Origin of the sequence: Bradyrhizobium arachidis, assembly GCF_024758505.1 — a bacterium.
GTDB classification, from domain to species: Bacteria; Pseudomonadota; Alphaproteobacteria; order Rhizobiales; family Xanthobacteraceae; genus Bradyrhizobium; species Bradyrhizobium manausense_C.
The window spans coordinates 4,387,898-4,414,756 of the sequence record NZ_CP077970.1 but is presented as its reverse complement, the minus strand read 5'-3'; the positions used below and the strand labels follow the sequence as shown (position 1 = coordinate 4,414,756).

The following is a 26,859-nucleotide window of genomic DNA, read 5'->3' as shown; positions in this document are numbered from 1 at the left end:
GCGGCGCGCGGCGTTCGTGACCGCGCGCGCGCGGGTCCGGGCGCCGGCCGCTCGCGACCGCCAGATGATTATGCCACGCGCAGGCACGGAGGAAATCCACCATGGTCACTCGCGGTTTCACAGGCCGCCAATCCGGACCCGAACCATCGGACCGGATTCCCCCGGGACAGCACCTCGTCGACAATTTCCCGGTGCTTACGGCCGGCCCCACGCCGCGGATCGAGTCCGCGGACTGGACTTTCACGCTGAAGGTCGGACCTCGTCCGGTCAAAGCGTGGAGCTGGTCGGAGTTCAACGCGCTCCCTCGAACCAGGATGACGCGAGACATCCACTGTGTGACCTCGTGGTCGAAGCTCAACACCGCCTGGGAGGGCGTGGCCGTCGACGACGTCCTCGCCGACGCTGGCCTTACCGCACCCACTCCGTTTGCGCTCGCACATTGCTACGACGGATACTCCACCAACGTGCCACTCGCGGACCTCACGACGGGGAAGGCTATGGTCGCGCTCAGGTACGAAGGCCAGCCGCTGCCGCGCGACCACGGGGGACCGGCGCGCCTGCTCGTGCCACATCTCTACTTCTGGAAGTCGGCGAAGTGGGTGAATGGGCTTCAGTTCACGGAGCGTGACGAGGCCGGCTTCTGGGAGTTGCGAGGGTACCATATGTACGGCGATCCGTGGCATGAGCAGCGATACACGAATGACTGAAGCGATTGCCGCAACCGCGCAATGGCAGAGCTGCGCGATTGTCGAGATTGCGACGAGGACGCCAGCTATCAAAAGCTTCTTTCTCCGCCTCTCCGAAACGTTCGGCCATACGGCCGGACAGCACGTTGACGTGCGGCTGACCGCGCCCAACGGCTACACTGCCATGCGCAGCTACTCGATCGCCTCGGCCCCGAGCGATTCCAAGGTGATCGAGCTGGCGATCGAGCGCCTCCCGGACGGCGAGGTCTCCCCGTTCTTCCACGACGTCGCCCAAGTAGGCGACATGATCGAGCTTCGCGGGCCGCTTGGCGGACACTTTCTCTGGCCGGGGCCTTCCAACAAGCCAGTGCTCTTGATCGGCGCCGGCTCCGGCGTCGTGCCGCTCATGGCCATGATCCGGTATCGGAAGGCCAGCGGCGAGCCGGTGCCCGTCGCGCTGTCGCTCTCCTCCAGAACCTGGGGTGACGTGCTGTTCAGGGACGAGCTCCTCGAGCTCGAGAGCTCGCTTCCCGATTTCGCGCTCGCCTTGGCGCTGACACGCGAGCCTGCGACGCGCCGCACCGACTTCAGCAGGCGGATCGACGCCAGGATGGTCGCTGACGTCGCGGCACGGCTGCCTATGTCTCCCGGCTGCGCCTTCGTGTGCGGGTCGAACGCCTTCGTCGACATCGCGGCGGACGCCGCCCTCGCCTTGGGACTGGAAGCGAGGGCGATCAAGACCGAACGCTACGGCGCTTGAGAGACGACTCCTCTCGCTTTGCGAGAGGATAGTTTTCGCAAAGGCCAGATTATCCGCGCGGCCTGTGGCGATTATGGTCGCGCCGAATGCAAGAAGACGCAACAGTGAACGAAACGGGAGCCGCGTGGATGCTGTCCAAGACGATCGATGTCGAAGACTTGAAGGTCTTCCGCCGTCAAGAGCGCGCCTAGCCTGGGCAATTCGACATCAAAATCGACTGCGTCGCACACTCTAAGAGCGGGATACGAACATGTTTTCAGTGATTTTTGAAGTCCTCCCCAATAAAGAGAACTGGGATGACTACCTCGACAACGCCAAGATGCTGCGCCCCGAGCTGGAGCAGGCCGAGGGCTTCGTCGACAACGTCCGCTACAAGAGCCTGACCCGCGAGGGCTGGATCCTTTCGCTTTCGAACTGGCGGGACGAGAAATCGCTCGTCCGATGGCGCACCCACAGGCGCCATCACGAGGTCCAACGGAAGGGCCGCGACGAAATTCTCGCAGACTACCACCTCCGCGTCGGCCAGATCACTGCTGACAATGAGGTACCCGCGGGGTACGCCCTCACGGAGCAGCGGCTCGACGAGACCGAAGTCGGGGAAGGAACGACGGTCTCGCTGATCAACGCGACGCGCCCCGCGGAGTGGAAGCAGACGAACAACCCGTACGACTGCGCCGAGTGGCTCGGCCTGAACCCGTGGGCCGCCGACTGCACGTCCTGGGACATCTTCGACGCCATACTTACGCCCGGCGAGCTGATTCTCCTCATATCTTGGAAGGACGCCGCTGCAGCGCAGGCCTACGAGGACGCCTCCGAGCCGAATGACAAGGCAAGGGTCCGGAGAGTGCGGATCGTGCGCGACTACGGGAAATACGACCGTCGCGAAGCGCCTCAGTACTACGCAGATGCTAAGGGCGGCGAGACCCTCCACGCCTGACATCCGCTCCGGAAAGCACGATGACGAATTCGAACGACGATGGAGCTCCCCGCCCACAGGCCGAGGTGGCCGGCGACCTTGACGGCACTGGCACCCTTAACGGCCGTGCCGGCCCATCGGTGTTCTCGATCAGCGGCTCCGACGGCAGGGGCGGCACGGCAGCGGGGGCGACCCCCTACGAGTTGCTAAGCGCTTCGCTCGCCGCGTGCACGGCGATGACGATACGGCTGCAGGCGCGAAGGCGGAAAATCCCGCTCTCCCACGTCGAGGTAGCCGTGTCGTACCACCATGGCGGCGACGGCGGCCGCGACTCCTTCGATCGCTCCATCAAGCTCGAAGGAAACCTTGGCGAGGAGGAGCGCGCCCAACTGATGCAGGCTGCGAACATGTGTCCCGTCGGGCGGACGCTCGGCCTCAGTGCCGACATCCGCACGAACGGTAACGTCGGCATCGGGCCGGCGGCAAGCTATGATGATGACTTGAGCGACCTCCCGATCCCGAACATTGACCCCGACTAGTCTGCCGCGAGATAGTCCGCGAGCGCCACGGCGTTGTTGCGCTCGATATCGTGCGCGCCGAAGAGCAGCGTGACTTCGCCCGTCGATACAAGATCCGTCAGGGGCTCGACTGCGGCGTGATTGGCGCGGAGTTCCTCGAAGTATCGCTTGTGAAACTCGCGCCACCGGTTCGGGTCATGGCCAAACCAGGTCCTGAGGCCGGCGCTCGGGGCGATGTCCTTTAGCCACACGTCGACGCTGGCATGCTCCTTCGTGAGCCCGCGCGGCCAGATGCGGTCGACGAGCACCCTCGTGCCGTCCGAGGCCTCGGGCGGCTCGTAGACGCGCTTGACACCAGGCCGCGGGGACCGTCGAGACATTGGATTCTCCAGCCCTCCCCTCTCCAAAGGAAGGCACCTCGCGTCAGGCTGCCTTCGCGGGACTGACCTTGGGAAAATCGATCGGGGTCTGCACCGCATTGTTCATGAAGTTGGTCAAAAGGAACTGGGCAGTCAGCGCGATCATCTCGACGATGTTGGCGTCTGTCCACCCAGCATCCCTGACCGCCGCAAACTGGGTGTCGGAAACTTTGCCGCGCGTCTCGATGAGCGCTTTCGCGAAGGCGACCGCAGCCTGGCGCTTGGGATCGCTCGAGCGGCCCTCCCTGTTCAGCCCGATTTCGTCCGCCGGGATTTTGGCCAGGTTGGCCGCGATGAAGCTGTGCGCGGCCAGGCAGTAGTCGCAGCCGTCCGCCTCCGACACCGCCAGCGAGATCCCGTCTCTCGTCTTGACGTCCAGGGTCTTCGCCAGCGATCCCATCAGGGTAGCCCAGCCGGAGAGCGCGTTAGGGCTGATCGACATGAGGCGGTGCAGGTTGGGCACGAAGCCCAGCATCTTGTCAACGTTGTCGAGGATCGGCTTGGACTCCGCGGGGGCGTCCTCACGTTTCGGAATGGCAATACGCGGCATTTGATCCTCCTACCGTAGACCGCGAACGATTATTCGGTTGGTGACGATGCGGGCCGTCACTGACGCCCGACCGTCTCAGCCAGTGTTCGCCACTGGAGTGCCTCGAAAGCTAGCGCGCGTCACGCCGCGGCGGGCATGTTTCTTGATCATGCAATCGATAACAGCAGGTCATCGACTGAGCACCGACCGGCGCACCAATGTCACGTGTCCCGGCCTTCGTCCTCAGCTGCGCCTGACCCGCCGCGCTGACCATGCGCGGAGCGCCCCTTACCCTCGGATTCTGCCGGGACGTATCCATGCACCTGGCGAAAAGCACGGAGAAAGCTGCTGCAGCTCCTATAACCGACCGCCCGCGCGATCTGCTCAACTGAAAATGTCTTCGCGGCGAGCATATCGGCTGCGCGCTTCATCCGCATTTGCCGGAGCGCGACCATCGGCGAACTTCCGATTGCGCGCACAAATCGCGCCATGAATGCGGATCGGCTCAAGCCAGCCTTCTGCGCCAAGGCCGTGACGGAGTGATCGGCCGATGGCCGCGCCACCATATCGGCGAACGCATGGGCGATTTGACGGTCACTCAGGATAGAAAAGCGCTCGAGCCAAACGCTAGTCGAATTCAAACTCCGACGGATGAGCGTGACGAGCACCTGCTTCAGGATGGCGGTGGTCATCGCCTGCATTCCAACCTGCCGGCCGCTGATTTCTGCCAACGCAGCCTGTAACTTTGACCCCAGTTCGTCGTCGGGTTCGAAGCGCTCGACAATCGGCGTGGAAAGGTCAGCAAAGAGGTCGATCGACGAGCCGTAGGTGGCGCGAAAGTACCCGCAGATCAGCATCACCGCCGGGTCGACGTTCCCGGCGACGAATCGCTGGATACCCTCGCCGAAGCGGGAATCCCATTGAGCTTCGACCACATTCACTGTTTTGGCCGCTGTGCGGTCATCAACCTCGATGTGAAACGGCTTCTTGGGCGGTGTGATGACAAGGGTGTGAGGTACTAGAGGAAATGCGGAGAAACCACTCACGACCATTCGTCCGGTCCCGGAAAGATTGTAGTGGATAGCCGGCGCGTCCGCGCTCTCGAATGACAGGCGCCAACCTGGACTGACCAAACACTCGATGAGCCCAATGACTTCGACATCGAAAGTTGCCATCAGTACGTCGAGATCGGATCGACGCAATACAAGATTTGGACGATCGGACATTTGTTTCGGACTCTCGGGGTGAGCTGATGTCCTATTCTTGGGACAGGACAATTGCAAATCTTGGTACTGCTTTATGGCGAAGACGGTGTGCGTCTGCGCCCTGGCTGGCGGCCTGGGAGGAAGCTGGGAACCTCTTTGACGAACGTGGGCTTGCAGCGCCCCTCATTCCGACGTTTCAGAACTGAGACCTTAGGAGATCCTAATGAGCAAAAAGCACTTGATGAAAAGACGACCGAGCCGATCTCGACGCAAACCCTGACATATGACTGGACTCGCCTATGATGTTGTACGCAACCGCGGCGTTAATAGGAAACAGCGTCGGTGAGAACACTTTGCGCGAGACGCGGATCGACAATTCCGAGCCGGCGCACAATATCGGTTTCCGCGGGAACTCCGCGACAAACCGCTTGGCCATCGGCTCTGCCTACTACGGCAACGAACCGGAACGGTCCGAACGAGGGCAAGTCTTTCGAGTATGAGTATGCAGCTGCAGTTTTATCAGGTGCGATATTTCTTAGCTCTGGCAAGGACACTCAATTTTACGCGGGCTGCGGAGCAATGCAATGTGACGCAGCCGGCGCTGACAAAGGCAGTACAAAAGTTAGAGCAAGAACTCGGTGGCGCGTTGATTCACCGTGAGCGTCACCTCACCCAGCTCACCGAGCTGGGCAAGATGGTTTTGCCCACACTGGAGAAGATATTTGCCGCCGCCGAGGCGGTACGGCTTCAGGCGCGAGGCTATCAAAAGAAGACAATCGCCCCGCTCAAGATCGGGTTGGTGCCGTCAGTCTCCGCAGCACTCGTTACGGAATTGCTCCTGGAAGTCGCCAGGATTATCCCTGACCTGCGAGTCGATCTGCGCGAGGCGGATGCCAACGGGCTCATTGCGATGCTTTTGGATGGCGAGATCAATGCCGCACTCGTCGGTGGCGCCGTGGAGCTACCTGAGCGTATCGATCGCTGGCGGCTGTTCGAGGAACGGTACGTGCTCGTCTTGTCTCTGAAACATCCGATGGCGAGGCAAACCGTTATCCCGCTCAAAGACTTGCATGAGGTGGAATTTCTCGAAAGGGTCGGATGCGACGTCGCCGGCCGATTCAAACAGGCTTGTTTTGCCGACCAGCCAGGCCCTAAGGTTGTGCACGGGAGCGATCAGGAAAGCCATCTTCAGGAAATGGCGTCGGCCGGTTTTGGGGCCATCCTGGCGCCAGAGTACGCTCCAAGGCTGCCGTCGCTCGCCGCTATTCCAATTGAGGGCGACCCCGTCCGGCGCGAGGTGCAGCTTCTGGCCGTGGCGGGGAGGCAGTATTCGCCCGCGCTTGACGCCTTTATCAAGGTCGCTCGTGTTCGTGACTGGACGAGTGCACTGTACAAACTCCGCTGCGCGTCTGCCCCTGCCTCGAGCAAGGTCAATGTTCGCAAGGTTGACGCACAAGGTGCAGGCTCCTTGATCCAGATCACAGGTCCCGGTCCCGCCTCCTCACGCCCGAGCTTGTCGCGGGCATCCAACCGTCGTTGCTAAGGTGGCGCGAAGTCGTTGATGCCGAGGGACAAGCCCACGACGCAGTTGCAGTCACCCACGCGTAGCCTCTTGAATTGACTCGTCTCGTTTCCGGTTAGCCTAAGGGCGAGGCTTAGGCGGCCTATCCAATTCGGGCAGGGCAGCAAGCACGGTTTCGGTCGTCGCTCGCGTGATGGAGTCCGGCCCGATACACGCTCGACGGATGATCCCTCGTTGGTCGAGGACATAGGTCGCCGGCATTGGCAACATCCAAAAGGAGAAGCCATGGGGAGCGGAGAGATCAAGGCCGCGCTGCAAGAGACGGCTCTTTATCTCGGCTGGCACCACGGACACCAGGCCGAACGAAAGGCTCACCCCAAGATCTAGGTCGGAGAGGATTTCCAGATCCAGTCGGTGATCGCATTTGAGATTGCGTGGCAAGTCTGCAGTGTCAGGCGTTATGGCAATTGCTCTGGCGCCGGCAGCGCGGATTCTGGGGGTGGCCCCGTGAAGAACCCGTAGTCCAGCTGCGCACAATGGGGACCAAGTCCCGTAAACGAAGGTGACGATCAACGGTGCAGTTTGTCGCAATTCCAAAGATAAAACGAGCTTTCCATTTGCGTCGGGGAGAAGGAAATCGGGCGCAGATTCGTTCACCTTCAGGGCGCCGTCAGGAACCCCCGCCTCTCTCAGCCATGATGAAATCAGCCGGTCGGTTCGGATATCCAGCGTGCGAAAACCGCTCAAGGTCTCCGCGGAGGGTTCGATCGTCGTACTAACCGGGCGCCCCTTCGAAACTTCATCGTCCATTCTGGTTCTCCCCCCAACGGGGCCCTTCGCAGCACCTGTACGCGTATGTTTCTTGCATGGTGACCGTGCGTTCTGGGAAACTAAAATTCAACTTTGGAATGGAAGTCGTTGACGAATTATCTTTAGGAATAGTCGGGCGCGCGCCGATTCAAAGTCCTGTTCCCGCATTTCTCAGACCCGCCGCCCGGGCCGATAAATCGGTCCCGGCAGATTGAAACACCCCCGGGTGTCGATCCGCATGGCATCGTTTCGATAGCCGGAGGTGATTGGACGTTCGACCACCCGGTGCCTATCCTCAATGCTGAACAAAGAGGAGTACGGCGAATGGCGATCTATAGGAAAAACCCCGAAGCCGTCTCGAAGTTGACTCCCGAGCAGTACCGCGTCACGCAGACCGCCGGGACCGAGCGCCCCTTCGCCAACGAATACTGGGACAACAAGGAGCCTGGCCTCTACGTCGACGTGGTTTCCGGCGAGCCGCTCTTCGCATCCTTCGACAAGTTCGACAGCGGGACGGGATGGCCGAGTTTCACGCGGCCTCTGGAGGCGGCAAACGTCGTCGAGAACGTTGACAGCTCGCACGGCATGGCACGGACGGAGGTTCGCTCCAAGCACGGCGACAGCCACCTTGGCCACGTTTTCCCAGATGGGCCGCGCGACAAGGGCGGGTTGAGGTACTGCATGAACTCGGCCTCCTTGAGATTCATCCACCGCGACCAATTGGAGGGCGAGGGCTACGGCGCGTACGCAAAGCTCTTCGCAAAGCAGGAGGCCTGACGATGGCAGCGACTACAGAACGCGCAATCCTGGCAGGGGGTTGCTTTTGGGGAATGCAGCAACTGGTGCGACGCCTGCCCGGTGTCGTCTCAACGCGGGTTGGGTACTCGGGCGGCGACGTCAAGAACGCCACGTACAGCAACCACGGCACGCACGCAGAAGCGATCGAGATCACGTTCGACCCGAGTCAGACAAGCTTCCGCGACCTGCTGGAGTTCTTCTTCCAGATCCACGACCCGACGACGCCGAACCGGCAGGGAAACGACCGAGGCGCGAGCTACAGGTCGGCGATTTTCTACACGAGCGAGGAACAACGCCGCGTCGCCGAGGACACCATCGCCGACGTGGAGGCCTCAGGGCTGTGGCCGGACAAGGTGGTGACGGAGGTTTCGCCCGCTGGCGACTTCTGGGTGGCCGAGCCCGAGCACCAGGACTACCTGGAACGCTACCCGAATGGCTACACCTGCCACTTCGTCCGCCCGCAGTGGAAGCTTCCGCGCAGAAGCGCCGCCTGAGGGCGGCGCAGGGACGTGTGGACGGTGCCGGACGCAGCCTTACTTCGCTTCGTGAAACGAGGGGTGCGACGCACCCTCGCCAATACCCGCGCTTCCGCGGGTCTCCGGCTGGCGGAGCACGCTTAACTTCGCCATAGCCGGCGAAACCACAAGGAGAGACGGGATGACCACGAACAAGATCGTCCAGAACATGGAAGTGATCGGCGCGGACGGTGTTCACGTCGGCACTGTCGACGGTGTCGCCAACGGTCGCATCAGGCTCGCCAAGCGCGACAGCGGCGAGGGCCAGCACAAGGGCCACGCGCATTTCATCGACCTCGGGCTGATCGCCGACGTCGAGGGGCAAAGGGTTCGCCTCTCGGCAAACGCGGCGGTAGCGGTGACGTTCGAAGAGGAGCAATCGGGAAAGCCCGTCTGACGAAAGAAGACCCGACGACCCTGGCCACGCGCGAGGCATAAAAAAACGCGAACCGACGACAGGAAACCGTTTCGCAGGCATGGTGCATGCACGGCTTGAGCCGACACTCGAGAGGAAAAGGCCTTGGCGTCGAAGCTGGATCAACTACGCGCAATGACAACATTGGTCGCCGACACAGGCGATCTTGGTGCGGTGGCGCGTCTCAAGCCGGTAGACTGCACGACGAATCCAACGATCGTCCTGAAAGCTATCGACAATCCCGAGTACAGGAATATTGTCGAAGAAGCGCTGACATGGGGACGAAAACAGACCGGCGACGCTGCACGCGTCGCCGCCGCGACTGCCGACCGGCTCGCAGTCTCCGTCGGCGTCGAGCTCTTGCGACTCGTGCCAGGCTTTGTGTCCACCGAGGTGGACGCCAACCTGTCGTTCAATATCGGAGCATTGGTCGCGAGGGCGCGCCAGATTATCGACGCCTACAAGCAGCGCGGCGTCGGACCCGATCGCCTGCTGATCAAGCTCGCATCGACGTGGGAGGGAATACGCGCTGCAGAGATCCTCCAAAGCGAGGGTGTCAAGTGCAACATGACGTCGCTGTTGAACCGGGCGCAGGCGATTGCCAGCGCCGAAGCTGGCGCCTTCCTGGTCTCGCCGTTCGTGGGCCGCATCTACGACTGGCACAAGAAGTCTGGTGGAAAGGACTTCGACGCCGCCGAGGATCCAGGGGTCCGGTCCGTGCGGGACATCTACGGATACTACAAGTCGAACGGCATCGAGACGATCGTCATGGGGGCGTCATTTCGCAACACCGGCCAGATCGAGGCGCTGGCCGGATGCGATCGGCTGGCGATCGCGCCCGCCCTCATGGACGCGCTTGCGTCCGAGGGGGGCGAGCTCAAACGCGTCTTGGCGCCCACCGCCGCAGAGCCACGCTCCCTTCGCACGGCGGAAGACGGGATCTGCCACTGGTTCGTGAGCGAAGACGCCGTCGACATAAAACACCTGGACCCCACGGGTCCGATGGACGAAACAACCTTCCGGTGGATCATGAACGAGGACGCGATGGCGACCGAGAAGCTGTCCGAGGGCATTCGCGTGCTCGCGAACGACCTGAAGACGCTCCGCCGCAGGACCGCAGAACGCCTCCTGTGAGCCCGCGACGTCGCCACGGCCGACAGCGAACGCAGAGCCGTGATGATCGTGATGCACCACCTGAACAACTCGAGGCCTCAAAGCGTCCGATGGCTGCTCGCGGATCTCGGGCTGCAGGTGCGTCCAGCGTATCTCGCCGCGGTCGCGCGCGTCGCTCTCGCGGAGTGAAGGCCGGCGTCAGGCTGCATCGGATTCCTCGATCTCGTCTTCGGTAGCGTGGTGGCCATACGGCAGACCTAGTCCTCAGCGACTCTTCGGCGATGCAAACGCTCTTTGCTTCTAGCGTTGCGACCACCGAAACTCTCGAGGGGTCTTACCGAGCAAATGACGGAAATGACGTGCTAGATGACCCTGGTCGAAAAAGCCCACGGCGAACGCAATTTCCGCTAACGGAAGATCCGTCCGAACCAACATCTCCTGGGCGCGCTCAACGCGCTTTTGCGTGAGGTAGACATGCGGCGTCACCCCGGCGGATTGCTTAAATTGTCGTGCAAAATGATGTACTGATAGTCCGGCAACTCCAGCCAACATCGACAGATCGATAGTTTCGCCCAAATGCACTTCCACGTATTCCCGCACCCGACGCATTGCGCCCGGCGACAATCCGCCCCATGCTTGCGGTGCTGGCGGCAGGGTCGAAACATCAATCGAGCCCAGGCGCGGCCGCGTGTGCACGTCATGGCTCGTTGGATTGTTCGAGGCAGTCACAGGGCGATCGGGTGGAGTGACAAGCGCGGGCCGACTATCATTGCTGCCGGCGATCAGTAACCGCACAGAGAAATCGGTCCGGTCCTGGCGCCGGAAAATGTCGACGTTTCGCTCGAAGATCGACCACAAGCTGGTACCCGCCCGGAGTCCACGATCATCAAGCATAAGGGACGTGCGCGCGAACCGGTTTGCGCCCATGATACGTTGGTTGCCGTCAATCGCCAGCAGCATGCCCGGAGCGCCGCCCTCCGGCGGCGCTACCGCGACGATCCACTCTCGACGGAAGTGCTCACGAAAAACTCTCTCTTCTATCGCGCACGCCGATCGTAGCGTGAGCGCACCAGTGAGCGCGTGCGCTCGTTCCGAGAGTTCAGGATCGATGGCAGAGACGTCCAACACTGCTATCAATCGCCCATCAACTCCGAAGATCGGCGCACCAGAGCAGCTCAGGTTAATGTGTCTGGACCTAAAATGCTGGCTTCTGTGGATCGTGACAGGCCGCTCTTCTATGATGCAGGTGCCGATTCCGTTTGTGCCCTCCAACTCCTCGGACCACACTCCCCCAAGCCACGTTCCCCAATATTTGAACTCGCTTGCCCGCATATCTTCACCGCGATGGGCGACTACGACTCCCGAGCTATCACAGAGCAAGATGGCATAACCAGCTTCACGAACCACCTTATATAATTCATCTATCTCCTCTTGAGCACTAAAGGTGAGCTTATCCAGCGGTTCGCGAAAATGCTTCAATTCAGCAGGCGTGAGGATGCGCGGCGCCTTGCTATCGACTGGATCGAGTCCGTATTTTTTTGCTGATCTTTGCCAGGAGCTTGATACTGCTTCTATCCCCGGCGGAGGCGCTGCCCCCTGAGCAACCGAACAAACGTGTTCGACATGCCCAGCGAAAGTGTCGAGCGAGCTTGCAGACCGCTCCGGGAGTCTCATCACCGCACCCGGTTCACGATGGACGGGCTTGTACCGATGGCGCGCCGTCCATCTTCTGCCCGTGGCAAAACGCGCTATCGCGGCACACGGCGCCGCAGGTCGTCAAGACACCACGGACATCCAAAAAAACATCGTCGAAGCAGCACCACGGTATACCACGCGAAGTACCCTCGCAATCGCCGCAAGGACAGCTGATGGTACTTGTTTTCGGCTATTGAACAGCGAGCCTGACGGCGCGCCGTAAGCCAAAGTTCCATGTAAAAAAGCAAGGGCCTCCGGTCGGGATCAAATCCCTCCAAGAGTGGCTAGATCATTTGTTGGATGCTCAGCCGTCGGACAGACCTTCGCGGTCTAGTGTTCCGCTCCGAACATCCAAAGGAGAACGCCATGATCGACAGTGGACATGTGGGCGCCGAGTCAGACAATATTGCTGAAGCGACGCAGCGCATTGCGACGATAGTCGCTAACGCTCAGGCCGCTCGGCACTTTCTGGCTCATCGGCCGCCGGACCTAGACGAGGTACGACAAGCGCTCGATTGCATCGTGAGGGACGCTTATCGAGCCAGTGACGTGATCTACCGGATCCGCGGGCTGCGGCCTCTTCAAGAAGGCGCCACCGAAGAAGGAGCGCGTGGAGATCAACGGGGCGATCCGCGACCTGCTCAAGCTGACGCGTGACGAGGTGACGAGAAACGGCGTATCAGTGCTGACTCAATTCGCAGGGCCCTAGCCGACTGTCCAAGCAGATCGGGGGCAACTACGGCAAGTAATCCTCAATTTGATTATCAACGCTGTGGAGGCGATGAGCGGCATGCGCGAAGAACCACGCATCCGTCGCCGTTCGTCCAGACACACGGCTCGCCCCGCTTGCCGCGGCGGTGTCCTGGACAATCCGGCAATGAACCGGCTTGAAATGCCCTTCGGCGACGGCGCGCTCACAGTCGGCTACTAAAAGCCGCCTCGTCCTGCTCCACACGGAGGCGACGCAAGAGCTGTCCGGCCAAGGTACGGATCGCGGCTGGCACATGGCGTTTTCGAAGCGTTGCGACGCGATGGAAAAAGGGTGATCGCGAAGTGCCCCTTCATGTCTTCCTACGCCGCCCGACACCTCGAGTACGGCGCGCTCCTCGATGCTGATCGAAGACGGACGGGACGCACGCGCGCACAGCGCTTCTGGATGACGATACCTCTGCCTATCGAATGCATGACCAAAGATTATTTCTGATTTCGTCGGCCGCGCCCGATCTTTGGGTCTGCTGGGCCGGCCGAGCACAAGCGGTCGCCTCCGCAACGATTGAAACAGTGATTGAAGCCGCTGCGGCGAGTCACCTTGCCGCGTGGGCAGCAAAGGAGCCCCCATGAAATTACCGAGGACTGTCGGCCTGGCTGTCGCTGTCTCGCTGCTCGCCACCACTGTGGCCGCGCTGGCGTAGATCAGCGGAGCGGCTCCGACCGGCCCGACCGCGAACGCGCGTCAGGCAGACTGAGCCCCGCATGAGGCGACCCATGCTTCCGCCGCACAGAGAGACGCCTCGCACATGGATGATCACGCGATTATGCCGCGATAAAAAAGTGGACTGCAACTCCGATGACCAATGACCAAAGCGACAAAACCTTCCATCCGAATCGTCGAGGCTTTCTCGGCGTTGCCGCTGCCACGGGCGCCGCTTCGCTGGCTCCGGGTGTCCTGATAGGAACCGTCGCGACAACCGCGGCGCTCGCGGAAGCATCCGAACCGGCCTCCTCCCAATCCGTGGATGCTTCCGCGAGTACTATCGCTGCCAAGTTGCCGTTGCCAGTGCCCGGCTATCTGTCATTCGGCCCGGACGAAGCCGGCTTCGTCGAGGTGATGGTCAACGTGATGTGTCCTGCGGATGCGCTGACACCCGGCGGCGTCGATTGCGGGCTTGCAGCCTACATCGACCGACAACTGGCAGGCGGTTTCGGTAAGGGCGCGCGCCTCTATATGCGCGGCCCCTGGCGAGAGGGTAAGCCTGAACTGGGCTATCAATTGCCGCTCACACCCGAGCAATTTTTCAAGGCGGGCCTCGCTGCCGCGGATGCGGCCTGCCAGAAACGCAATGGCAAGGCCTTTAGTGAATTAGATGAGAGTGGTGCCGACCGATTTCTCCATGAAATTGCCAACGGCAAGGTGACAGACGAGCGCGTCCAGCTCGCCTCGTGGTTCAACGAACTCGTCTATCCGCTATTTGAGCAAGCTTGTTTCGCCGATCCCGTTTACGGCGGCAATGTCGGCAAGGTGTTTTGGAAGGCGATCGGCTATCCAGGTCTCCCCGCGGTTCATTCCCAGGACATGGTCGATTTCCGTGGCAAGCCCTTCCCGGGTGCCGCCGATCCGAAATCCATCGCCGACTTCGCCTAAGGGAAGCAATCATGGCTACACGCTTGAAACATCGCACCGTCGTTTTCGTAGGCGGAGGATTCACGGCGGCGCTGGCCGCTCGCCAGCTGACGGCCAAGGGCGTCGATGTCGTCGTCCTTGAACGGGGAATCGACCGCACCCATACCGCCGCAACAAGCCTGCCGTCGCAGCGCGACGAACTGCGCTGGGACGTGCATGGTGATCTCTTTCAGGATTGGTCCGTCCAGACCTACACGCTTCGCCATAATGGCGGCGAAACGGCGCTGCCGATACGACGTCTCCAGGCGTTCAAACCCGGCGAGGGAATGGGCGGTGCGGCCAATCACTGGAACGGGCAGACCTGGCGCTGGAGCGAGACTGACCCTGTTTTGCGTACCCACCTTGAGAACCGGTATGGAAAGAAGGCCATTCCAGCTGAAATGGCGATCCAGGATTGGGGCGTCACCTATGCAGAGATGGAGCCCTATCACGATCAGTTCGAAAAGCTGTTCGGCATTGCCGGCAAGGCAGGAAATCTGCGTGGCAAGGTGCAGGAGGGCGGAAATCCGTTCGAGGCACCACGGCAGAACGAGTTTCCGCAAAACCCTCTGCCTATCACCGAAGCGGGCGTGATCTTCAGCGAGGCAACCAAGAAGCTAGGCTACAAACCTTTTCCCTTGCCGGCAGCAAATTCGCCGGAGGCCTACACCAATCCCGATGGTATGCAGCTTGGTCAGTGCCAGTTCTGCGGCCATTGCGAGCGCTTCATCTGCGAAGCCAACGCCAAGGCGAGCCCCGAAGTTCTGCTCTATCCGATGCTGAGAAAGCGCGAGAGCTTCGAATTGCGTCTGGAAACGCATGTTCTCGATATTCTTTATGATCGTAAGGCAAAACGCGTGAGAGGCGTTCGTTACATCGATCGCGTAACCGGCGAGGAGTACGAACAGCCGGCCGACGTCGTCGTACTTTCTTCCTTCACGATGTCGAATACCAAGTTTCTGCTGATGGCGGGGATTGGGACGCCTTACAATCCCAAGACTGGTCACGGGCTGGTCGGCAAGAATTTCTGCCACCAGACGATGTTCGGCACGCGTGTCTTCTTCAAGGACCGCTGGATCAACCCGTTCCTGGCGTCCGGTGCGTCACAGACCGTGATCGACGAGTTCAACGGGGACAATTTCGACCACAGCGGTCTTGGCTTCTTCGGAGGCGGCTACATCTACGCCAACGTGACGAACGGACGGCCGATTACGAGCCGGGCTGTGCCGCCCGGCACGCCGAAATGGGGCGCGGAGTGGAAAAAAGCCAACGCCGATTGGTACGCACATAATTTCAGCATAACTGCCCATGGCAGCTGGTATCCGCATCGGGAGAATTATGTCGACCTCGACCCGACCTATGTCGACGCCTATGGGCAACCGCTCCTGCGGATGACGTTCGACGTTCGCGAGAACGAGCGCAAGATGTCGGTCTATCTGTCGAAGAAGATCGACGAGATCGCCAAAGCGACCGGTGCCGACATCGCACCGCCGACAGCCCCCCGCAAGGGGCCGTACGATAGTCGCGTGTATCAGACCACCCATGTCACTGGTGGCACGATTATGGGAAGCGATCCTGCGACGAGCGTCGTCTCCCCTCACCTGCAGCACTGGGATGCGCAAAACCTGTTTGTCGTCGGTGCATCCGTCTACCCCTTCAATGCAGGCTACAACCCGACAGGCCCGCTAGGGGCTCTCGCGCTTCGACTCGGCGACGACCTCAACGATTATGTCGCGCGGCCGCGCCACCTCTGATCCCGACCTAAAAAGGACGTTCCCTATGAAAAGCGCGGGAAAGATTGGCGCGTTTATCGCGGTGCTCGTACTTGCGGGAGCAACCGCGACTCGCGGCTACGCACAGGACGCCGAGCACGGAAAAACCATCTTCAAAGCTTGCGCAGCTTGCCATGCGGCAGATCATGCCAGTCGCGCCGGGCCGGGCCTGGGGGGAATCAACGGCAGGAAGGCGGGTACGGTTCCCGGCTTCAGCTATAGTAACGCGATGAAGAAGTCCGACATTGTCTGGGATACGAAGATCCTCGATGCGTATCTGGAATCGCCACAGCAAGTGGTTCCCGGAAACAGGATGCCCTACGCAGGGCTGAAGAACCCGACGGACCGGACGGACCTCGTTACCTATCTTGCTACGTTGAAGTAACGGCTCGTTGAGCGAGGCGTCAGCAAGACGCCATCCATTCGCACGCTAAACATCGATGCCGCCGACCAATATGTGCGGGCGTCGGAATTGCGTGATGCTGTGTCTGAAATCCTCACCGCCATGCGTTACGAGTGTGGCCTCCTGTGCGCTTCGAGCGCAGCGGTGGTTACGCGATGCGTTTCCCTGTCTAGACCGACGGGGCGCACGCGCACAGCACTTTTAGACAACGATACCCCGCGCTTATCGAATGCATGACCAACCGGAATTTCCAATTTCGCCGGCTGCGTCCGATCTTGGGGCCACCGGGTCGGCCGGACACGCGGCCGCCTCGACATCGCATGAAGCCATTGCGTCGAGCCACCGTGCCGCGCGCGGGCAACAAAGGAGCCCCCCATGAAATCACCTAGGACCGTCGGCCCAGTTGTTGCGGTCTCCCTGGTCGCGGCCACCGTGGCGGCGCTCGCGTAGATGAGCGAAGCGGTTTCAGCCGGTCCGACCGCGAACGTAGTGGACGCTGATGTGTCACTGGTCAAGCCGCCGCCCGACACCGAGCAGTTCTGGAAGCGAGGTCACACTGTTCTGCCTTCGCTTTCGGAAACTACCCATGGCTCCCGGCACTAGATGTCGAACGGACCCATCGCCGCAGCATTTTCAACAGAGAAAGCGAAAGCACTCTCGTACCTCAACCTATCCCTTCACCCATAGGAATCACCATGACTGACGGAATCACCATGACCAACGGCGTCATCGAATGCATCCTGAGCCGCAGCGCCACGAAGTACTTCGATCCTGCCGCCACCTTGAGCGACGAACAAATCCGCGAGCTGGTGAGAATCGGTACCACCGCGCCGACGTCCTTCCACTTGCAGAACTGGCGCTTCATCGCCGTACGCACGCCTGAAGCCAAGGCTCGGTTGCGGCCGCTCGCTTGGGATCAGCCCGCGATCACCGAAGCAGCCGTTACCTTCATCGTCTGCGGCCAGTTGGCCGATTCCAGCGTAGTACCAGAGCGTCTGGCACCGCTGGTGGAAGCGGGCATCATGCCGGCAAAGATGGTGCCGGAATGGGAAATCCCCGCACGCGATCTGTACATGGAATACCCGCAGCGCCAGCGCGACGAGGCAGTACGCACCGGCACGTTCGGCGCGGCGGCGATGATCTATGCGGCCCGCTCACTGGGCCTGGGTTCGACGCCGATGATCGGTTTCGATGCCGAAGCGGTGCACCGCGAGTTCGGACTGGCCGAGGACGAAGTACCGGTCATGCTGTTGTCCGTGGGGCCGGAGCGTCCGGGAAACTGGGCGCAGAAGCCGCGCCGACCGGTCGCCGATGTGCTGGATCTCGTTTGAGTATTAGTAAAGCCCCTAACTTACGGAAGACTACGATGCCAAGAAGTGCAGCTCTAAAGCCGGATCAAGTGCCGGCCGATAGCAAACCGACACTCGATGCGATCACCAGGAACGTCGGGTTCACCCCAAATATGATGGCGACCTTCGCGCATAGCCCGATCGCGTTCAACGCGTGGGCCGCCCTGCTCGGCTCCTTGAGCAAGGCGCTCGACGTGAAGACGCGTGACAGCATCGGCCTTGCTGTCTCCGAAGTGAATGGCTGCAACTATTGCCTGACGGTTCACAGCTTTACGGCCGAGCATATGGCCAAGCTGCCGGCCGATGAAATCATTCTCGCTCGGAAGGGCCATGCCAGCGACCCGAAGCGGGACGCCGCCGTCCAGTTTGCGCGCAAGGTCATCGAGACCCGCGGCAAGGTCAGTGATGCCGATCTGAAAGCCGTTCGCGATGCAGGCTACACGGATGCGAACGTCATGGAGATCGTCGCGCTGGCGGCTATGTACTCCCTAACGAATTTTTTCAACAACGTGTTCGATCCCGAGAAGGACTTTCCCGCCGTAACGCCGGCCGGCTCGATCTGAGCTTTGTCCCGTCGCAACTTCTCGAAGCCATTGGGATCGATCACATGCACATTCTCCATATTGATAGCAGTCCCCGTCGAGAATCGCATAGCCGTGAGCTTTCGGCCGCGATCGCCGAAAAGCTTCTCGAGGTTGCGCCCGGGGCGAGCATTACCCGGCGTGATTTAGGGTTCGAACCCTTGCCCCACACCGTGGCTAACTATGCCGCCGCGTTGGCGTCGCCCGCCACGTTAGCCGCCCCGCCGAAGGGTTCTCTGGATATTTCCGAAGCGCTTATCCGGGAAGTCGAAGCGGCCGATGTTGTTGTCATCGGAACGCCCATGCACAACTTCGCTATTCCCTCGGTCCTCAAAGCGTGGATCGATCAAATCTTGCGCGTCGGTCGCACGATGATGTCGACGCCCGCCGGAAAGGTGGGAATGCTCCGGGATCGTCCGGTGTTCATCGGCGTCGCCTCTGGCGGCGTCTTTACCGGCGACCAAGCCAACCAGCCGGACTTCCTCACGCCATATCTGTCGCTGGCACTTAGTTCCATTGGGCTGAAGACCCAGCAATTTATCCCTCTAGAGGCCACCGCGTTCCTCGACCGAGAGCAAGCTCCATTGGCGAGGGAGAAAGCGCTCGCCGCTCTCGATCTGACTGTCATGGGAGAGCTTCGAGGCGTCGATGGCTGCCATGCAGTGCGCTCAGGCACCGGTAAACCGTATCGCGAGGCACTCCCCCATGCTCCGGAGAGCGTCGTACCAGGAGCTCCCTAAGGGCGCGCCGCAAGCGCTTGGCGCGCCCGCATCATAATCCTCCGGCCTCCGTCGGACTATGAACACGAGGTCTTTTGATGATTTTACCTATCGGAACGAGAGTAACAGCCGCCGATGGCGTGACGCTTCCCAAAATCGGCGACAGGATCACCGACAAATCAGCACCGCCCGATGACGGTGCCGTCCGCGAGTGGATCGGACCAAAGGCGTTCGGGTATTGGACCGAGCTGCGGAACTGGATCGTTGAATTCTACCCTGGAGTTTTCGCGCCGGACTGGCTCTACGGTGGCAGAAACCGCGGTTGGTCCTTGCGCTACAAGAAGACCAGGGCGTTCTGCACCTTGGTGCCGGAATACCGGCTGTTTTCGGCCGTGGTGGTCATGGGTGGAGCTGAACGAGAGAAGTTTGAGGAGCGGCGTTATGTCTGGCGTCCGCACTTGGTCAAGCTCTATGACGAAGCCAAAACATACATCGACGGAAAATGGCTGACAGTTGCCATCTCATCGGCGGGTGATCTGCACGATGTGGCGGAGCTTCTCACTTTGAAGCGCCCGCCACCGTCGCGCGGTTGAAGTTCACAAAAATGCTGGGTTCGCCGCGCGATGGCTCCGAGGAACGCGAGCAGCGGTCTCGCCGACATCACACAGCAATTCGACATCACGGTCGTCGCGGAAGACGTCGAGCCGATAACCAGTTGCGTGAGAGATCGAAAAGACCTTCCACGCCTGCAATTTACCCCGAACCAATAAATCTCTGAGGAGACAATTCCCATGAAAGCAATCGTGGTAACGGACCAGGCTGCGGGAACGTCCGGGATGAAGCTGGCGGAGCGGCCCGAGCCGCAGGCAGCGATAAACGACGTCGTCGTTCAGGTTCATGCGTCGGGATTCACGTCGGGTGAGCTGACGTGGCCCTCGACCTGGACGGATCGCTTCGACCGTGACCGAACACCGTCGATCCCTGGGCAGGAGCTGGCCGGAGTGGTCACCGCTCTCGGCTACGGCACGACGGGGCTGTCGGTCGGACAGCGGGTGTTCGGCCTCTCGGACTCATATCGCGGCGGCACCTTGGCGGAATATGTGGCCATCGAGGCACGCAACCTCGCGCCACTGCCGGGCGACGTCGACTTCACGGTGGGCGCCAGCGTGGCGATGCCGGGCCTGACCGCATGGCAAGGGCTGTTCCAGCATGGCCATCTTCAGGCGGGGCAGAGCGTCCTCGTACACGGCGCGGCCGGCGCAGTCGGTTCGATGGTGACGCAGCTCGCACGAGAGGCCGGCGCTTACGTCATCGGCACCGGACGCGCCCCCGACCGTCAGAAGGCGCTCGACTTCGGCGCGCAGGAGTTCGTCGACCTTGACAACAACGTCCTTGAAGACGTCGGCGGAGTCGATCTGGTGTTCGATGTCATCGGCGGCGACATCCAGAAGCGGTCCGCAGGCTTGATTCGAGCCGGAGGAACACTGGTGACCATCGCCGGGCCGACCGAGGCGCGGCCGGCCGATGGCCTGACGATCGACTTTGTTCTCGTGTCCGATCGGGCCCAACTGAGTGAGATCGTCCAGCGGGTGCGGGACGGACGACTGCGGACGAACATCGGCAACATCGCGACCCTCGACGATGCCGTCGCCGCTTTCAATCTGACCAAGCGGATCAGCGGGAAGACGATCATCCGCGTTCGTCCGTGAGGCGACATGCGCCTGTCACTGCGACATCTCCACCAAAGAGACAAATGACCGAGGAGACAATTCACATGAAGGCGATCGTTGTGACGGACCAGGCTGCGGGAACGGCCGGGATGAAGCTGGCGAAGCGGCCCGAGCCGCAGGCGGCGATAAACGACGTCGTCGTTCAGATTCATGCGTCGGGATTCGTCCCGACTGAGCTAACGTGGCCCCCGACCTGGACCGATCGCCTCGACCGTGACCGAACACCGTCGATCCCCGGCCACGAGCTGGCCGGAGTGGTCACCGCTCTCGGCTACGGCACGACGGGACTGTCGGTCGGACAGCGAGTGTTCGGCCTCGCCGACTGGTATCGCGACGGCACCCTGGCGGAGTATGTGGCCATCGAGGCACGCAACCTCGCGCCGCTGCCGGGCGACGTCGACTTCACGGTGGGCGCGAGCCTGCCGATCTCAGGCCTAACCGCGTGGCAGGGACTGTTCGAGCACGGCCGTCTTCACGCGGGGCAGAGCGTCCTCGCGCACGGCGCGGCCGGCGCAGTCGGGTCGATGGTGACGCAACTCGCACGAGAGGCCGGCGCTTACGTCATCGGCACCGGACGCGCCGCCGACCGTCAGAAGGCGCTCGACTTCGGCGCGCAGGAGTTCGTCGACCTTGACAACAACGTCCTTGAAGACGTCGGCGGAGTCGATCTGGTGTTCGATGTCATCGGCGGCGACATCCAGAAGCGGTCCGCAGGCCTGATTCGAACCGGAGGAACGCTGGTGTCCATCGTCGGGCCGACCGAGGCGCGGCCCGCCGACGGTCTGGCGGTCGACTTCGTTGTCGAGTCCGATCGTGCCCAACTGAGTGAGATCGTCCAGCGGGTGCGGGACGGACGACTGCGGACGAACATCGGCATCGTCTCGACCCTCGACGACGCTGTCGCCGCCTTCAACCCGACCGAGCGACGCAACGGGAAGACAATCATCCGCGTTCGTCCGTGAGCGACACGCGTCCATCGATGCACGCGGCCGGCCGGCGCTGTCCAGTCGGCGGGCGGCATCCTATCAGTCGCAGCTACCAAGAGGCCGTCATGGCTTTCATGTTAAAGATCAACGGCACACCCCATGAGGTTGACGTCGACGGCGACACCCCGCTGCTGTGGGTGCTGCGCGACGTGCTCGGCATGACCGGGACCAAGTTCGGTTGCGGCAAGGCGCTGTGCGGCGCCTGCACCGTGCATGTCGACGGCGCGGCGACGCGGTCCTGCATCACCACGGTCGACAGCGTCGGCGAGAGCGCGGTCACCACGATCGAGGCGATCGGCCAGACGCCGCAGGGCGCGGCCTTGCAGAAGGCGTGGCTGGAGCTGGAGGTGGTGCAGTGCGGCTACTGCCAGTCCGGCCAGATCATGTCGGCGGCGGCGCTGCTGAAGGACACGCCGAAGCCGACCGATCACGACATCGACGCCGGCATGTCAGGCAATGTGTGCCGTTGCGGCACGTATCAGCGCATCCGCGCTGCGATCAAGCACGCCGCGGGAGCTTGAGATCATGGATGGGCCTATTCTGAGAGAGCGGATTGCCGAGGAAACAGCGGTGTCGAGGCGCGCCTTTCTTCATGGCACAGGTTTGCTGCTTGGTTTTGCGCTGACCGGTGCAAGCACGGCGTCCGTCTTCGCGGCGCCTGCTTCGCGGGTGGTCGAAAACGATGTCACGGGTACTTTTGCGCCGAATGGATTTATACGGATCAATCCAACCGGCGCCGTGACCCTGATCATGCCGATGGCCGAGATGGGACAGGGGGTTTACACGGCGCTCTCAATGCTTCTGGCTGAAGAACTGGAAGTGGAGCTTGACCAGATTCAGGTTCAGCATGCGCCGGCAAATGATGCACTTTACGCCAACACGTTCCTGCACATTCAAACTACAGGTGCTTCCTCCTCCGTACGTGCCTTCTGGACGCCGCTGCGTCAGGCAGGCGCAGTGGGTCGTAATCTGCTGATTGCGACTGCTGCCAAGCGGTGGAATGTCGATCCAGCGACTTGCCATGCCAAGAACGGCATCGTGTTCAATGCGTCCGGCTCGAAGCATCTGAGCTACGGTGAACTTGCGAAGGCTGCAGCGAAATTGCCGATGCCGCCCGCAGCAAGTGTTAGGTTGAAGGATCCGAAGGCTTTCACCCTGATCGGCACGCGTGCCAAGCGCGTAGATTCATCGATAAAGGTCGATGGGCGCGCACTCTACGGCATCGACGCACGATTGCCGGGTATGAAGGTTGCCGCGGTTGCTATTTCGCCTGTGCTCGGTGGCAAGGCGAAAACGGTGGACGAGAAGGCTGCGCTGGCAGTGAAGGGCGTCCGGCAGGTGGTCAATATCGATGAAGCTGTTGCAGTCGTGGCGGATCACATGGGTGCGGCGAAGAAGGGGCTCGAGGCTGCCGCCATCACGTGGGACGATGGGCCGAATGGCACGGTTAACAACGCCGATATCGTCAAGCAATTGGAGGAGGAATCCAAAAAGCCGGGCGCAGTTGCCCGTAGAGATGGCGATGCAGGGAAGACTCTTGCTCAAGCGGCGCAACGGCTCGAAGCCGTCTATCAGGTGCCTTTCCTGGCCCATGCGGCGATGGAGCCGATGAACTGCACCGTTCATCTGCAGAAGGATCGTTGCGACGTTTGGGTCGGGACGCAGGCGATATCGCTCACGCAGTCTCTGGTCGCCGAACTCAGCGGTCTGCCAAGGGATGCGATCAAGATTCACAATCATCTGATTGGCGGTGGCTTCGGCCGAAGGCTGGAGGCCGATGGCACGGTGCTGGCCGTCAAGATCGCCAAGCACGTCGATGGCCCGGTGAAGGTGATCTGGAGCCGCGAGGAAGACATCCAGCACGATATGTATCGGCCGTACTACTTCGATCGACTGTCGGCCGGACTTGATGCGGTCGGCGAGCCGGTTGCCTGGACGCATCGGATCGCCGGCTCCTCAATCGCCGCTCGCTATATTCCCTATTGGTTCAAGGACGGATTGGATCTCGATGCCGTAGAAGCGGCGGCCAAGCCGCCATATGCGCTGCCCAATATCCACGTCGACTATGTCCGGGTCGAGCCCCCTGGTGTCCGGACGGCTTTCTGGCGCGGCGTCGGACCGACTCACAATGTTTTTGTGGTCGAAAGCTTCATGGATGAGCTCGCGCATGCCGCAAAGCAGGATCCTGTCGCTTATCGCAAGGGATTGCTCGGTCACAATCCGCGAGCGCTTGGTGTTCTGTCCCTTGCCGCGGAAAAAGCAAGGTGGGGATCACCACTTCCCGCACGGCATGGCCGCGGGATTTCGGTACAATTCGCATTTGGAAGTTACCTGTCGCAGGTCGCCGAGGTCGAAGTGGCGGCCGACGGCTCTGTCAAGGTAAAGCGGATCGTCTGTGCGGTTGATTGCGGCATGTACGTCAATCCGGATACGATCGAAGCACAGGTTGAGGGTGGAACGCTCTTCGGGCTGACCGCTGCGCTCCATGGGTCAATCACTTTCAAGGATGGACGCGTCGAGCAGAGCAATTTCGACAGCTATCTGCCGATGCGTATCGACGAGGTGCCGGTGGTGGAGACGCACTTGATCAAGAACGCAGAAGCTCCAGGTGGCATTGGTGAAGCTCCGACGGCCATTGTCAGTGCTGCGGTAAACAATGCGATCTTCGCCGCCACCGGGAAGCGCTTGCGCAGGCTGCCGTTCGACACGGATTTGCTGAAGTCGTCGTCATAGTCCTTCCATCATCCCGTGCGCGTCGCAGCGCGCACGGGATGACTGTCCGGAGCCGACTGGGCCCCGAATGGGATGATTCCGCGAGATGCACCACTCGAGGGAGTGGCCTCAGACAGTACGGCGCTGCCTGGGTTGTAGCAAGGAGTTACTCCGAGGGGGCTGTGGCTTTCCCGGGCTCTCGCGCAACGAGGCGGTTCGATTGAAGACCAGCTTCTCTGGGCAGGAATCGTCGTCGTGAGTGAAGTAGCCTTGGCGCTCAAACTGTAATGCTTGGCCATGGGGATCAGAGCCGGTTGCACGCTCGACGAGGCAGCCGCTTAGCGTTTGCAGGGAATGCGGGTCGAGGTCCGCTGCGAGGTCCGTCAGGCTCGGACTCGCTGCTGAGAAGAGCCGGCCGTAGAGCCTGACCTCTGCTGGCAACGCATCTACAGCGCTGACCCAGTGGATTGTCGCCCCGACCTTTCGCCCGCCGGCGCCACTCCTGCTGTCGGGGTCGTAGGTGCAGCGTAGCTCGACCACACGGCCTGCTGCGTCCTTCACCACATCATGGCAAGTGACGAGGTAGGCGTACCGGAGCCTCACCTCGCGACCCGGCGCGAGGCGCCGGAAACCATATGATGGCGCCTCGTGGAAGTCGTCTTGCTCGATGTACACCTCGCGGGAGAACCGGACGACTCTCGTCCCGAAGGTCGGGTTCGCCGGGTGGTTTGGAGCATCCAACTCCTCTATCCGGCCGGCATAGTAGTTCTCAATTGTCACCTTGAGCGGCTTGAGCACCGCCAGTCGTCGGGGAGCCCGCTCATTAAGGACATTCCGGATCGCTGCGTCCAGGACACCGTCGTCGACCATGCTGTTGGCCTTCGAAACTCCGACTCCGCATATGAATCGACGCACCGCCTCCGGAGGCACACCCCGTCGGCGCAGGCCTGCAAGCGTCGGCATCCTCGGGTCATCCCAGCCCGCCACGCGGCCGTCGCGCACTAGCTCCGTCAGCACGCGTTTTGAGAGGACCGTATGCGTAATACCCAGGCGAGCGAACTCATACTGTCGGGGTCGCGATGGCACCGGGAGGTTGTCGAGGAACCAGTCGTAAAGAGGTCGGTGATCCTCGAACTCGAGGGTGCACAGCGAGTGGCTCACCCCTTCGATGGCGTCGCACTGGCCGTGCGCGAAGTCATAGCTCGGGTAGATGTGCCAGGCCGTGCCGGTGCGCGGATGGCTGGCGTTGAGAACACGGTAGATGACCGGGTCGCGCAGGTTGACGTTCGCTGACGCCATGTCGATTTTCGCGCGGAGAACCCGCTCGCCGTTCCTGAACTCGCCGGCGCGCATCCGCGCGAACAACTCAGCATTTTCCTTCACGCTGCGGTCGCGGAACGGGCTGTTACGCCCAGGGCTCGTCAATGTCCCCCTGCCCTCTCTGATATCGTGTGCGGACTGGTCGTCCACGTAGGCCTTGCCGATGCGAACGAGATGGCAGGCCCACGCGTAGAGCTGCTCGAAGTAGTCGGAGGCGAAGTGGAGGCCCTGCGCCCAATCGAATCCGAGCCACTGGACGTCGCGCTTGATCGCGTCGATGTACTCCACCCTCTCCTTTGCCGGGTTCGTATCGTCGAGGCGCAAGTTGCAGCGGCCGCAGAATTCCTTCGCAAGCTCGTAATTCAGAACGATCGACTTCGCGTGTCCCAGGTGGAGGAAGCCGTTCGGCTCGGGTGGAAAGCGCGTGACCACGACACGCGTGCGGCCGGTCTCGACGTCAGACGCTATGATGCCGCGGATGAAATTGCTGGCGCTCGCGCCCGCTTCTCCGACGTCGTTCTGTTGAGGCACCTTCCGCCTCACGCCTGGAGTTCGTCGGGCGGGTGCGCGCCGAAGCCATGCATCCTGAGCGCCCATTGCAGCGCCACGACGGCACCCTTGACCGGCTGCAGGAGAACTATCGAGGCCAAGGCCGTAATCGGAAGATAGATGCCAAGCTGAAACGCCAGCGACGGTGCATAGTCCACCTCGATCCAGAGAATCACGGGGACCACGATGTGTCCGACGATGACAATCACTAAGTAGGCCGGCAGGTCGTCGGCTCGGTGGCCGGTGAAATCGAGGCGGCAGACAGAGCAGCGGTCGTCGATTTTGAGAAACGCACAAAACAGGCGACCGCGCCCGCAGCGCGGGCACCTTCCTCGAACGCCCCTCCAAAGGGAGAGGCTAACGTTACGCCCCGCGGCAGTCTCTGCAGACGTCCAGTCGTTGTCGTGACTTCCAACATTGCCTTCAACTGTCGTGGCCATCGCCCGTCCTCCTGCCT

Annotated in this window: 28 protein-coding genes; 21 read left to right on the top strand and 7 right to left on the bottom strand. The window is 61.4% G+C overall.

Features of this window, described 5'->3' with window-relative positions:
* Positions 1 to 101 precede the first annotated feature (101 nt).
* The 4 genes from KUF59_RS20255 (at position 102) to KUF59_RS20240 (ending at position 2,901) form a co-directional block, all read left to right on the top strand.
* A complete protein-coding gene (locus KUF59_RS20255; RefSeq protein ID WP_212459334.1) occupies positions 102 to 707 on the top strand; it encodes a sulfite oxidase-like oxidoreductase in 606 nt (201 codons plus the stop codon).
* Positions 700 to 1,446: a ferredoxin reductase gene (locus KUF59_RS20250; protein ID WP_212459333.1), complete on the top strand. Its 747-nt coding sequence runs from the start codon at positions 700 to 702 to the stop codon at positions 1,444 to 1,446. Before KUF59_RS20255 ends, KUF59_RS20250 begins: the two co-directional genes overlap by 8 nt.
* Positions 1,447 to 1,696: 250 nt before the next feature.
* Positions 1,697 to 2,383, top strand: coding sequence for an antibiotic biosynthesis monooxygenase family protein (locus tag KUF59_RS20245; RefSeq protein ID WP_212459332.1), 687 nt, complete (start codon positions 1,697 to 1,699; stop codon positions 2,381 to 2,383).
* Positions 2,384 to 2,403: 20 nt separating this feature from the next.
* A complete protein-coding gene (locus tag KUF59_RS20240; protein ID WP_212459331.1) occupies positions 2,404 to 2,901 on the top strand; it encodes an OsmC family protein in 498 nt (165 codons plus the stop codon).
* Here the strand turns inward: KUF59_RS20240 and KUF59_RS20235 are convergent.
* The 3 genes from KUF59_RS20235 to KUF59_RS20225 all read right to left on the bottom strand — a co-directional run bounded on the left by KUF59_RS20235 (position 2,898) and on the right by KUF59_RS20225 (position 5,054).
* Positions 2,898 to 3,260, bottom strand: a complete 363-nt coding sequence (locus KUF59_RS20235; RefSeq protein ID WP_212459330.1) for a DUF488 domain-containing protein — start codon at positions 3,258 to 3,260, stop codon at positions 2,898 to 2,900. The genes KUF59_RS20240 and KUF59_RS20235 overlap by 4 nt on opposite strands.
* 43 nt (positions 3,261 to 3,303) lie before the next feature.
* On the bottom strand, positions 3,304 to 3,849 hold the full coding sequence (locus KUF59_RS20230) for a carboxymuconolactone decarboxylase family protein (RefSeq protein WP_212459329.1): 546 nt from the start codon (positions 3,847 to 3,849) through the stop codon (positions 3,304 to 3,306).
* A gap of 200 nt (positions 3,850 to 4,049) precedes the next feature.
* A complete protein-coding gene (locus tag KUF59_RS20225; protein WP_212459328.1) occupies positions 4,050 to 5,054 on the bottom strand; it encodes a helix-turn-helix domain-containing protein in 1,005 nt (334 codons plus the stop codon).
* Positions 5,055 to 5,535: 481 nt separating this feature from the next.
* On the opposite strand from KUF59_RS20225, the gene KUF59_RS20220 reads away from it, so the two are divergent.
* A complete protein-coding gene (locus tag KUF59_RS20220; RefSeq protein ID WP_212459327.1) occupies positions 5,536 to 6,576 on the top strand; it encodes a LysR family transcriptional regulator in 1,041 nt (346 codons plus the stop codon).
* A gap of 99 nt (positions 6,577 to 6,675) precedes the next feature.
* Here KUF59_RS20220 and KUF59_RS20215 read toward each other — a convergent pair whose 3' ends face one another.
* On the bottom strand, positions 6,676 to 7,365 hold the full coding sequence (locus tag KUF59_RS20215; RefSeq protein WP_212459326.1) for a redoxin domain-containing protein: 690 nt from the start codon (positions 7,363 to 7,365) through the stop codon (positions 6,676 to 6,678).
* 324 nt (positions 7,366 to 7,689) lie between these two features.
* Between KUF59_RS20215 and msrB the strand changes: the two genes are divergently transcribed.
* The 4 genes from msrB (at position 7,690) to KUF59_RS20195 (ending at position 10,227) form a co-directional block, all read left to right on the top strand.
* Positions 7,690 to 8,142 (top strand): peptide-methionine (R)-S-oxide reductase MsrB, encoded by a 453-nt coding sequence (msrB, locus tag KUF59_RS20210; protein ID WP_212459325.1) that lies wholly within the window; start codon positions 7,690 to 7,692, stop codon positions 8,140 to 8,142.
* Positions 8,143 to 8,144: 2 nt separating this feature from the next.
* Complete coding sequence (gene msrA / locus KUF59_RS20205; protein ID WP_212459324.1) at positions 8,145 to 8,657, top strand: peptide-methionine (S)-S-oxide reductase MsrA; 513 nt, start codon at positions 8,145 to 8,147, stop codon at positions 8,655 to 8,657.
* A gap of 163 nt (positions 8,658 to 8,820) precedes the next feature.
* Positions 8,821 to 9,075 (top strand): DUF2171 domain-containing protein, encoded by a 255-nt coding sequence (locus KUF59_RS20200; protein WP_212459323.1) that lies wholly within the window; start codon positions 8,821 to 8,823, stop codon positions 9,073 to 9,075.
* Between the two features lie 123 nt (positions 9,076 to 9,198).
* Positions 9,199 to 10,227 (top strand): transaldolase, encoded by a 1,029-nt coding sequence (locus KUF59_RS20195; protein ID WP_258769891.1) that lies wholly within the window; start codon positions 9,199 to 9,201, stop codon positions 10,225 to 10,227.
* Between the two features lie 279 nt (positions 10,228 to 10,506).
* Here KUF59_RS20195 and KUF59_RS20190 read toward each other — a convergent pair whose 3' ends face one another.
* Positions 10,507 to 11,880 (bottom strand): helix-turn-helix domain-containing protein, encoded by a 1,374-nt coding sequence (locus KUF59_RS20190; RefSeq protein WP_212459321.1) that lies wholly within the window; start codon positions 11,878 to 11,880, stop codon positions 10,507 to 10,509.
* Between the two features lie 387 nt (positions 11,881 to 12,267).
* Between KUF59_RS20190 and KUF59_RS20185 the strand changes: the two genes are divergently transcribed.
* The 12 genes from KUF59_RS20185 to KUF59_RS20130 all read left to right on the top strand — a co-directional run bounded on the left by KUF59_RS20185 (position 12,268) and on the right by KUF59_RS20130 (position 24,554).
* Positions 12,268 to 12,558: a hypothetical protein gene (locus tag KUF59_RS20185; protein ID WP_212459320.1), complete on the top strand. Its 291-nt coding sequence runs from the start codon at positions 12,268 to 12,270 to the stop codon at positions 12,556 to 12,558.
* Between the two features lie 910 nt (positions 12,559 to 13,468).
* Positions 13,469 to 14,263, top strand: a complete 795-nt coding sequence (locus KUF59_RS20180; protein ID WP_212459319.1) for a gluconate 2-dehydrogenase subunit 3 family protein — start codon at positions 13,469 to 13,471, stop codon at positions 14,261 to 14,263.
* Positions 14,146 to 16,035 (top strand): GMC family oxidoreductase, encoded by a 1,890-nt coding sequence (locus KUF59_RS20175; RefSeq protein ID WP_258769890.1) that lies wholly within the window; start codon positions 14,146 to 14,148, stop codon positions 16,033 to 16,035. The genes KUF59_RS20180 and KUF59_RS20175 overlap by 118 nt, the downstream gene beginning before the upstream one ends.
* A gap of 25 nt (positions 16,036 to 16,060) precedes the next feature.
* Complete coding sequence (locus KUF59_RS20170) at positions 16,061 to 16,438, top strand: c-type cytochrome (protein WP_212459317.1); 378 nt, start codon at positions 16,061 to 16,063, stop codon at positions 16,436 to 16,438.
* 713 nt (positions 16,439 to 17,151) lie between these two features.
* Entirely contained in the window at positions 17,152 to 17,787 is a 636-nt protein-coding gene (locus KUF59_RS20165; protein WP_258769889.1) for a nitroreductase family protein, read from the top strand.
* Between the two features lie 35 nt (positions 17,788 to 17,822).
* A complete protein-coding gene (locus KUF59_RS20160; RefSeq protein ID WP_212459622.1) occupies positions 17,823 to 18,368 on the top strand; it encodes a carboxymuconolactone decarboxylase family protein in 546 nt (181 codons plus the stop codon).
* Between the two features lie 44 nt (positions 18,369 to 18,412).
* Positions 18,413 to 19,126, top strand: coding sequence for an FMN-dependent NADH-azoreductase (locus KUF59_RS20155; protein ID WP_212459316.1), 714 nt, complete (start codon positions 18,413 to 18,415; stop codon positions 19,124 to 19,126).
* 77 nt (positions 19,127 to 19,203) lie between these two features.
* Positions 19,204 to 19,698 (top strand): DUF3788 domain-containing protein, encoded by a 495-nt coding sequence (locus KUF59_RS20150; protein ID WP_212459315.1) that lies wholly within the window; start codon positions 19,204 to 19,206, stop codon positions 19,696 to 19,698.
* 198 nt (positions 19,699 to 19,896) lie between these two features.
* Positions 19,897 to 20,814 (top strand): NADP-dependent oxidoreductase, encoded by a 918-nt coding sequence (locus KUF59_RS20145; protein ID WP_212459314.1) that lies wholly within the window; start codon positions 19,897 to 19,899, stop codon positions 20,812 to 20,814.
* A 65-nt stretch (positions 20,815 to 20,879) separates the two neighbouring features.
* Positions 20,880 to 21,797, top strand: coding sequence for an NADP-dependent oxidoreductase (locus KUF59_RS20140; RefSeq protein WP_258769888.1), 918 nt, complete (start codon positions 20,880 to 20,882; stop codon positions 21,795 to 21,797).
* Between the two features lie 89 nt (positions 21,798 to 21,886).
* Positions 21,887 to 22,342: a (2Fe-2S)-binding protein gene (locus tag KUF59_RS20135; protein WP_212462624.1), complete on the top strand. Its 456-nt coding sequence runs from the start codon at positions 21,887 to 21,889 to the stop codon at positions 22,340 to 22,342.
* 4 nt (positions 22,343 to 22,346) lie between these two features.
* Complete coding sequence (locus KUF59_RS20130) at positions 22,347 to 24,554, top strand: xanthine dehydrogenase family protein molybdopterin-binding subunit (RefSeq protein ID WP_212462623.1); 2,208 nt, start codon at positions 22,347 to 22,349, stop codon at positions 24,552 to 24,554.
* A 108-nt stretch (positions 24,555 to 24,662) separates the two neighbouring features.
* Here KUF59_RS20130 and KUF59_RS20125 read toward each other — a convergent pair whose 3' ends face one another.
* Both KUF59_RS20125 and KUF59_RS20120 read right to left on the bottom strand, forming a co-directional pair.
* Entirely contained in the window at positions 24,663 to 26,396 is a 1,734-nt protein-coding gene (locus KUF59_RS20125) for a glutamine--tRNA ligase/YqeY domain fusion protein (RefSeq protein WP_258769886.1), read from the bottom strand.
* On the bottom strand, positions 26,393 to 26,842 hold the full coding sequence (locus KUF59_RS20120; protein WP_212462621.1) for a DUF983 domain-containing protein: 450 nt from the start codon (positions 26,840 to 26,842) through the stop codon (positions 26,393 to 26,395). Before KUF59_RS20120 ends, KUF59_RS20125 begins: the two co-directional genes overlap by 4 nt.
* Between the last annotated feature and the right edge of the window lie 17 nt (positions 26,843 to 26,859).

Coding starts and splice junctions, on each gene's coding strand:
- KUF59_RS20145 (WP_212459314.1), top strand. CDS start 19,897: ATGAAAGCAATCGTGGTAACGGACCAGGCTGCGGGAACGTCCGGGATG.
- KUF59_RS20240 (WP_212459331.1), top strand. CDS start 2,404: ATGACGAATTCGAACGACGATGGAGCTCCCCGCCCACAGGCCGAGGTG.
- KUF59_RS20215 (WP_212459326.1), bottom strand. CDS start 7,365: ATGGACGATGAAGTTTCGAAGGGGCGCCCGGTTAGTACGACGATCGAA.
- msrB (WP_212459325.1), top strand. CDS start 7,690: ATGGCGATCTATAGGAAAAACCCCGAAGCCGTCTCGAAGTTGACTCCC.
- KUF59_RS20135 (WP_212462624.1), top strand. CDS start 21,887: ATGGCTTTCATGTTAAAGATCAACGGCACACCCCATGAGGTTGACGTC.
- KUF59_RS20220 (WP_212459327.1), top strand. CDS start 5,536: ATGCAGCTGCAGTTTTATCAGGTGCGATATTTCTTAGCTCTGGCAAGG.
- KUF59_RS20120 (WP_212462621.1), bottom strand. CDS start 26,842: ATGGCCACGACAGTTGAAGGCAATGTTGGAAGTCACGACAACGACTGG.
- KUF59_RS20150 (WP_212459315.1), top strand. CDS start 19,204: ATGATTTTACCTATCGGAACGAGAGTAACAGCCGCCGATGGCGTGACG.
- KUF59_RS20245 (WP_212459332.1), top strand. CDS start 1,697: ATGTTTTCAGTGATTTTTGAAGTCCTCCCCAATAAAGAGAACTGGGAT.
- KUF59_RS20235 (WP_212459330.1), bottom strand. CDS start 3,260: ATGTCTCGACGGTCCCCGCGGCCTGGTGTCAAGCGCGTCTACGAGCCG.
- KUF59_RS20160 (WP_212459622.1), top strand. CDS start 17,823: ATGCCAAGAAGTGCAGCTCTAAAGCCGGATCAAGTGCCGGCCGATAGC.
- KUF59_RS20255 (WP_212459334.1), top strand. CDS start 102: ATGGTCACTCGCGGTTTCACAGGCCGCCAATCCGGACCCGAACCATCG.
- KUF59_RS20185 (WP_212459320.1), top strand. CDS start 12,268: ATGATCGACAGTGGACATGTGGGCGCCGAGTCAGACAATATTGCTGAA.
- KUF59_RS20170 (WP_212459317.1), top strand. CDS start 16,061: ATGAAAAGCGCGGGAAAGATTGGCGCGTTTATCGCGGTGCTCGTACTT.
- KUF59_RS20225 (WP_212459328.1), bottom strand. CDS start 5,054: ATGTCCGATCGTCCAAATCTTGTATTGCGTCGATCCGATCTCGACGTA.
- KUF59_RS20230 (WP_212459329.1), bottom strand. CDS start 3,849: ATGCCGCGTATTGCCATTCCGAAACGTGAGGACGCCCCCGCGGAGTCC.
- KUF59_RS20165 (WP_258769889.1), top strand. CDS start 17,152: ATGACTGACGGAATCACCATGACCAACGGCGTCATCGAATGCATCCTG.
- msrA (WP_212459324.1), top strand. CDS start 8,145: ATGGCAGCGACTACAGAACGCGCAATCCTGGCAGGGGGTTGCTTTTGG.
- KUF59_RS20250 (WP_212459333.1), top strand. CDS start 700: ATGACTGAAGCGATTGCCGCAACCGCGCAATGGCAGAGCTGCGCGATT.
- KUF59_RS20130 (WP_212462623.1), top strand. CDS start 22,347: ATGGATGGGCCTATTCTGAGAGAGCGGATTGCCGAGGAAACAGCGGTG.
- KUF59_RS20155 (WP_212459316.1), top strand. CDS start 18,413: ATGCACATTCTCCATATTGATAGCAGTCCCCGTCGAGAATCGCATAGC.
- KUF59_RS20180 (WP_212459319.1), top strand. CDS start 13,469: ATGACCAATGACCAAAGCGACAAAACCTTCCATCCGAATCGTCGAGGC.
- KUF59_RS20200 (WP_212459323.1), top strand. CDS start 8,821: ATGACCACGAACAAGATCGTCCAGAACATGGAAGTGATCGGCGCGGAC.
- KUF59_RS20190 (WP_212459321.1), bottom strand. CDS start 11,880: ATGAGACTCCCGGAGCGGTCTGCAAGCTCGCTCGACACTTTCGCTGGG.
- KUF59_RS20140 (WP_258769888.1), top strand. CDS start 20,880: ATGAAGGCGATCGTTGTGACGGACCAGGCTGCGGGAACGGCCGGGATG.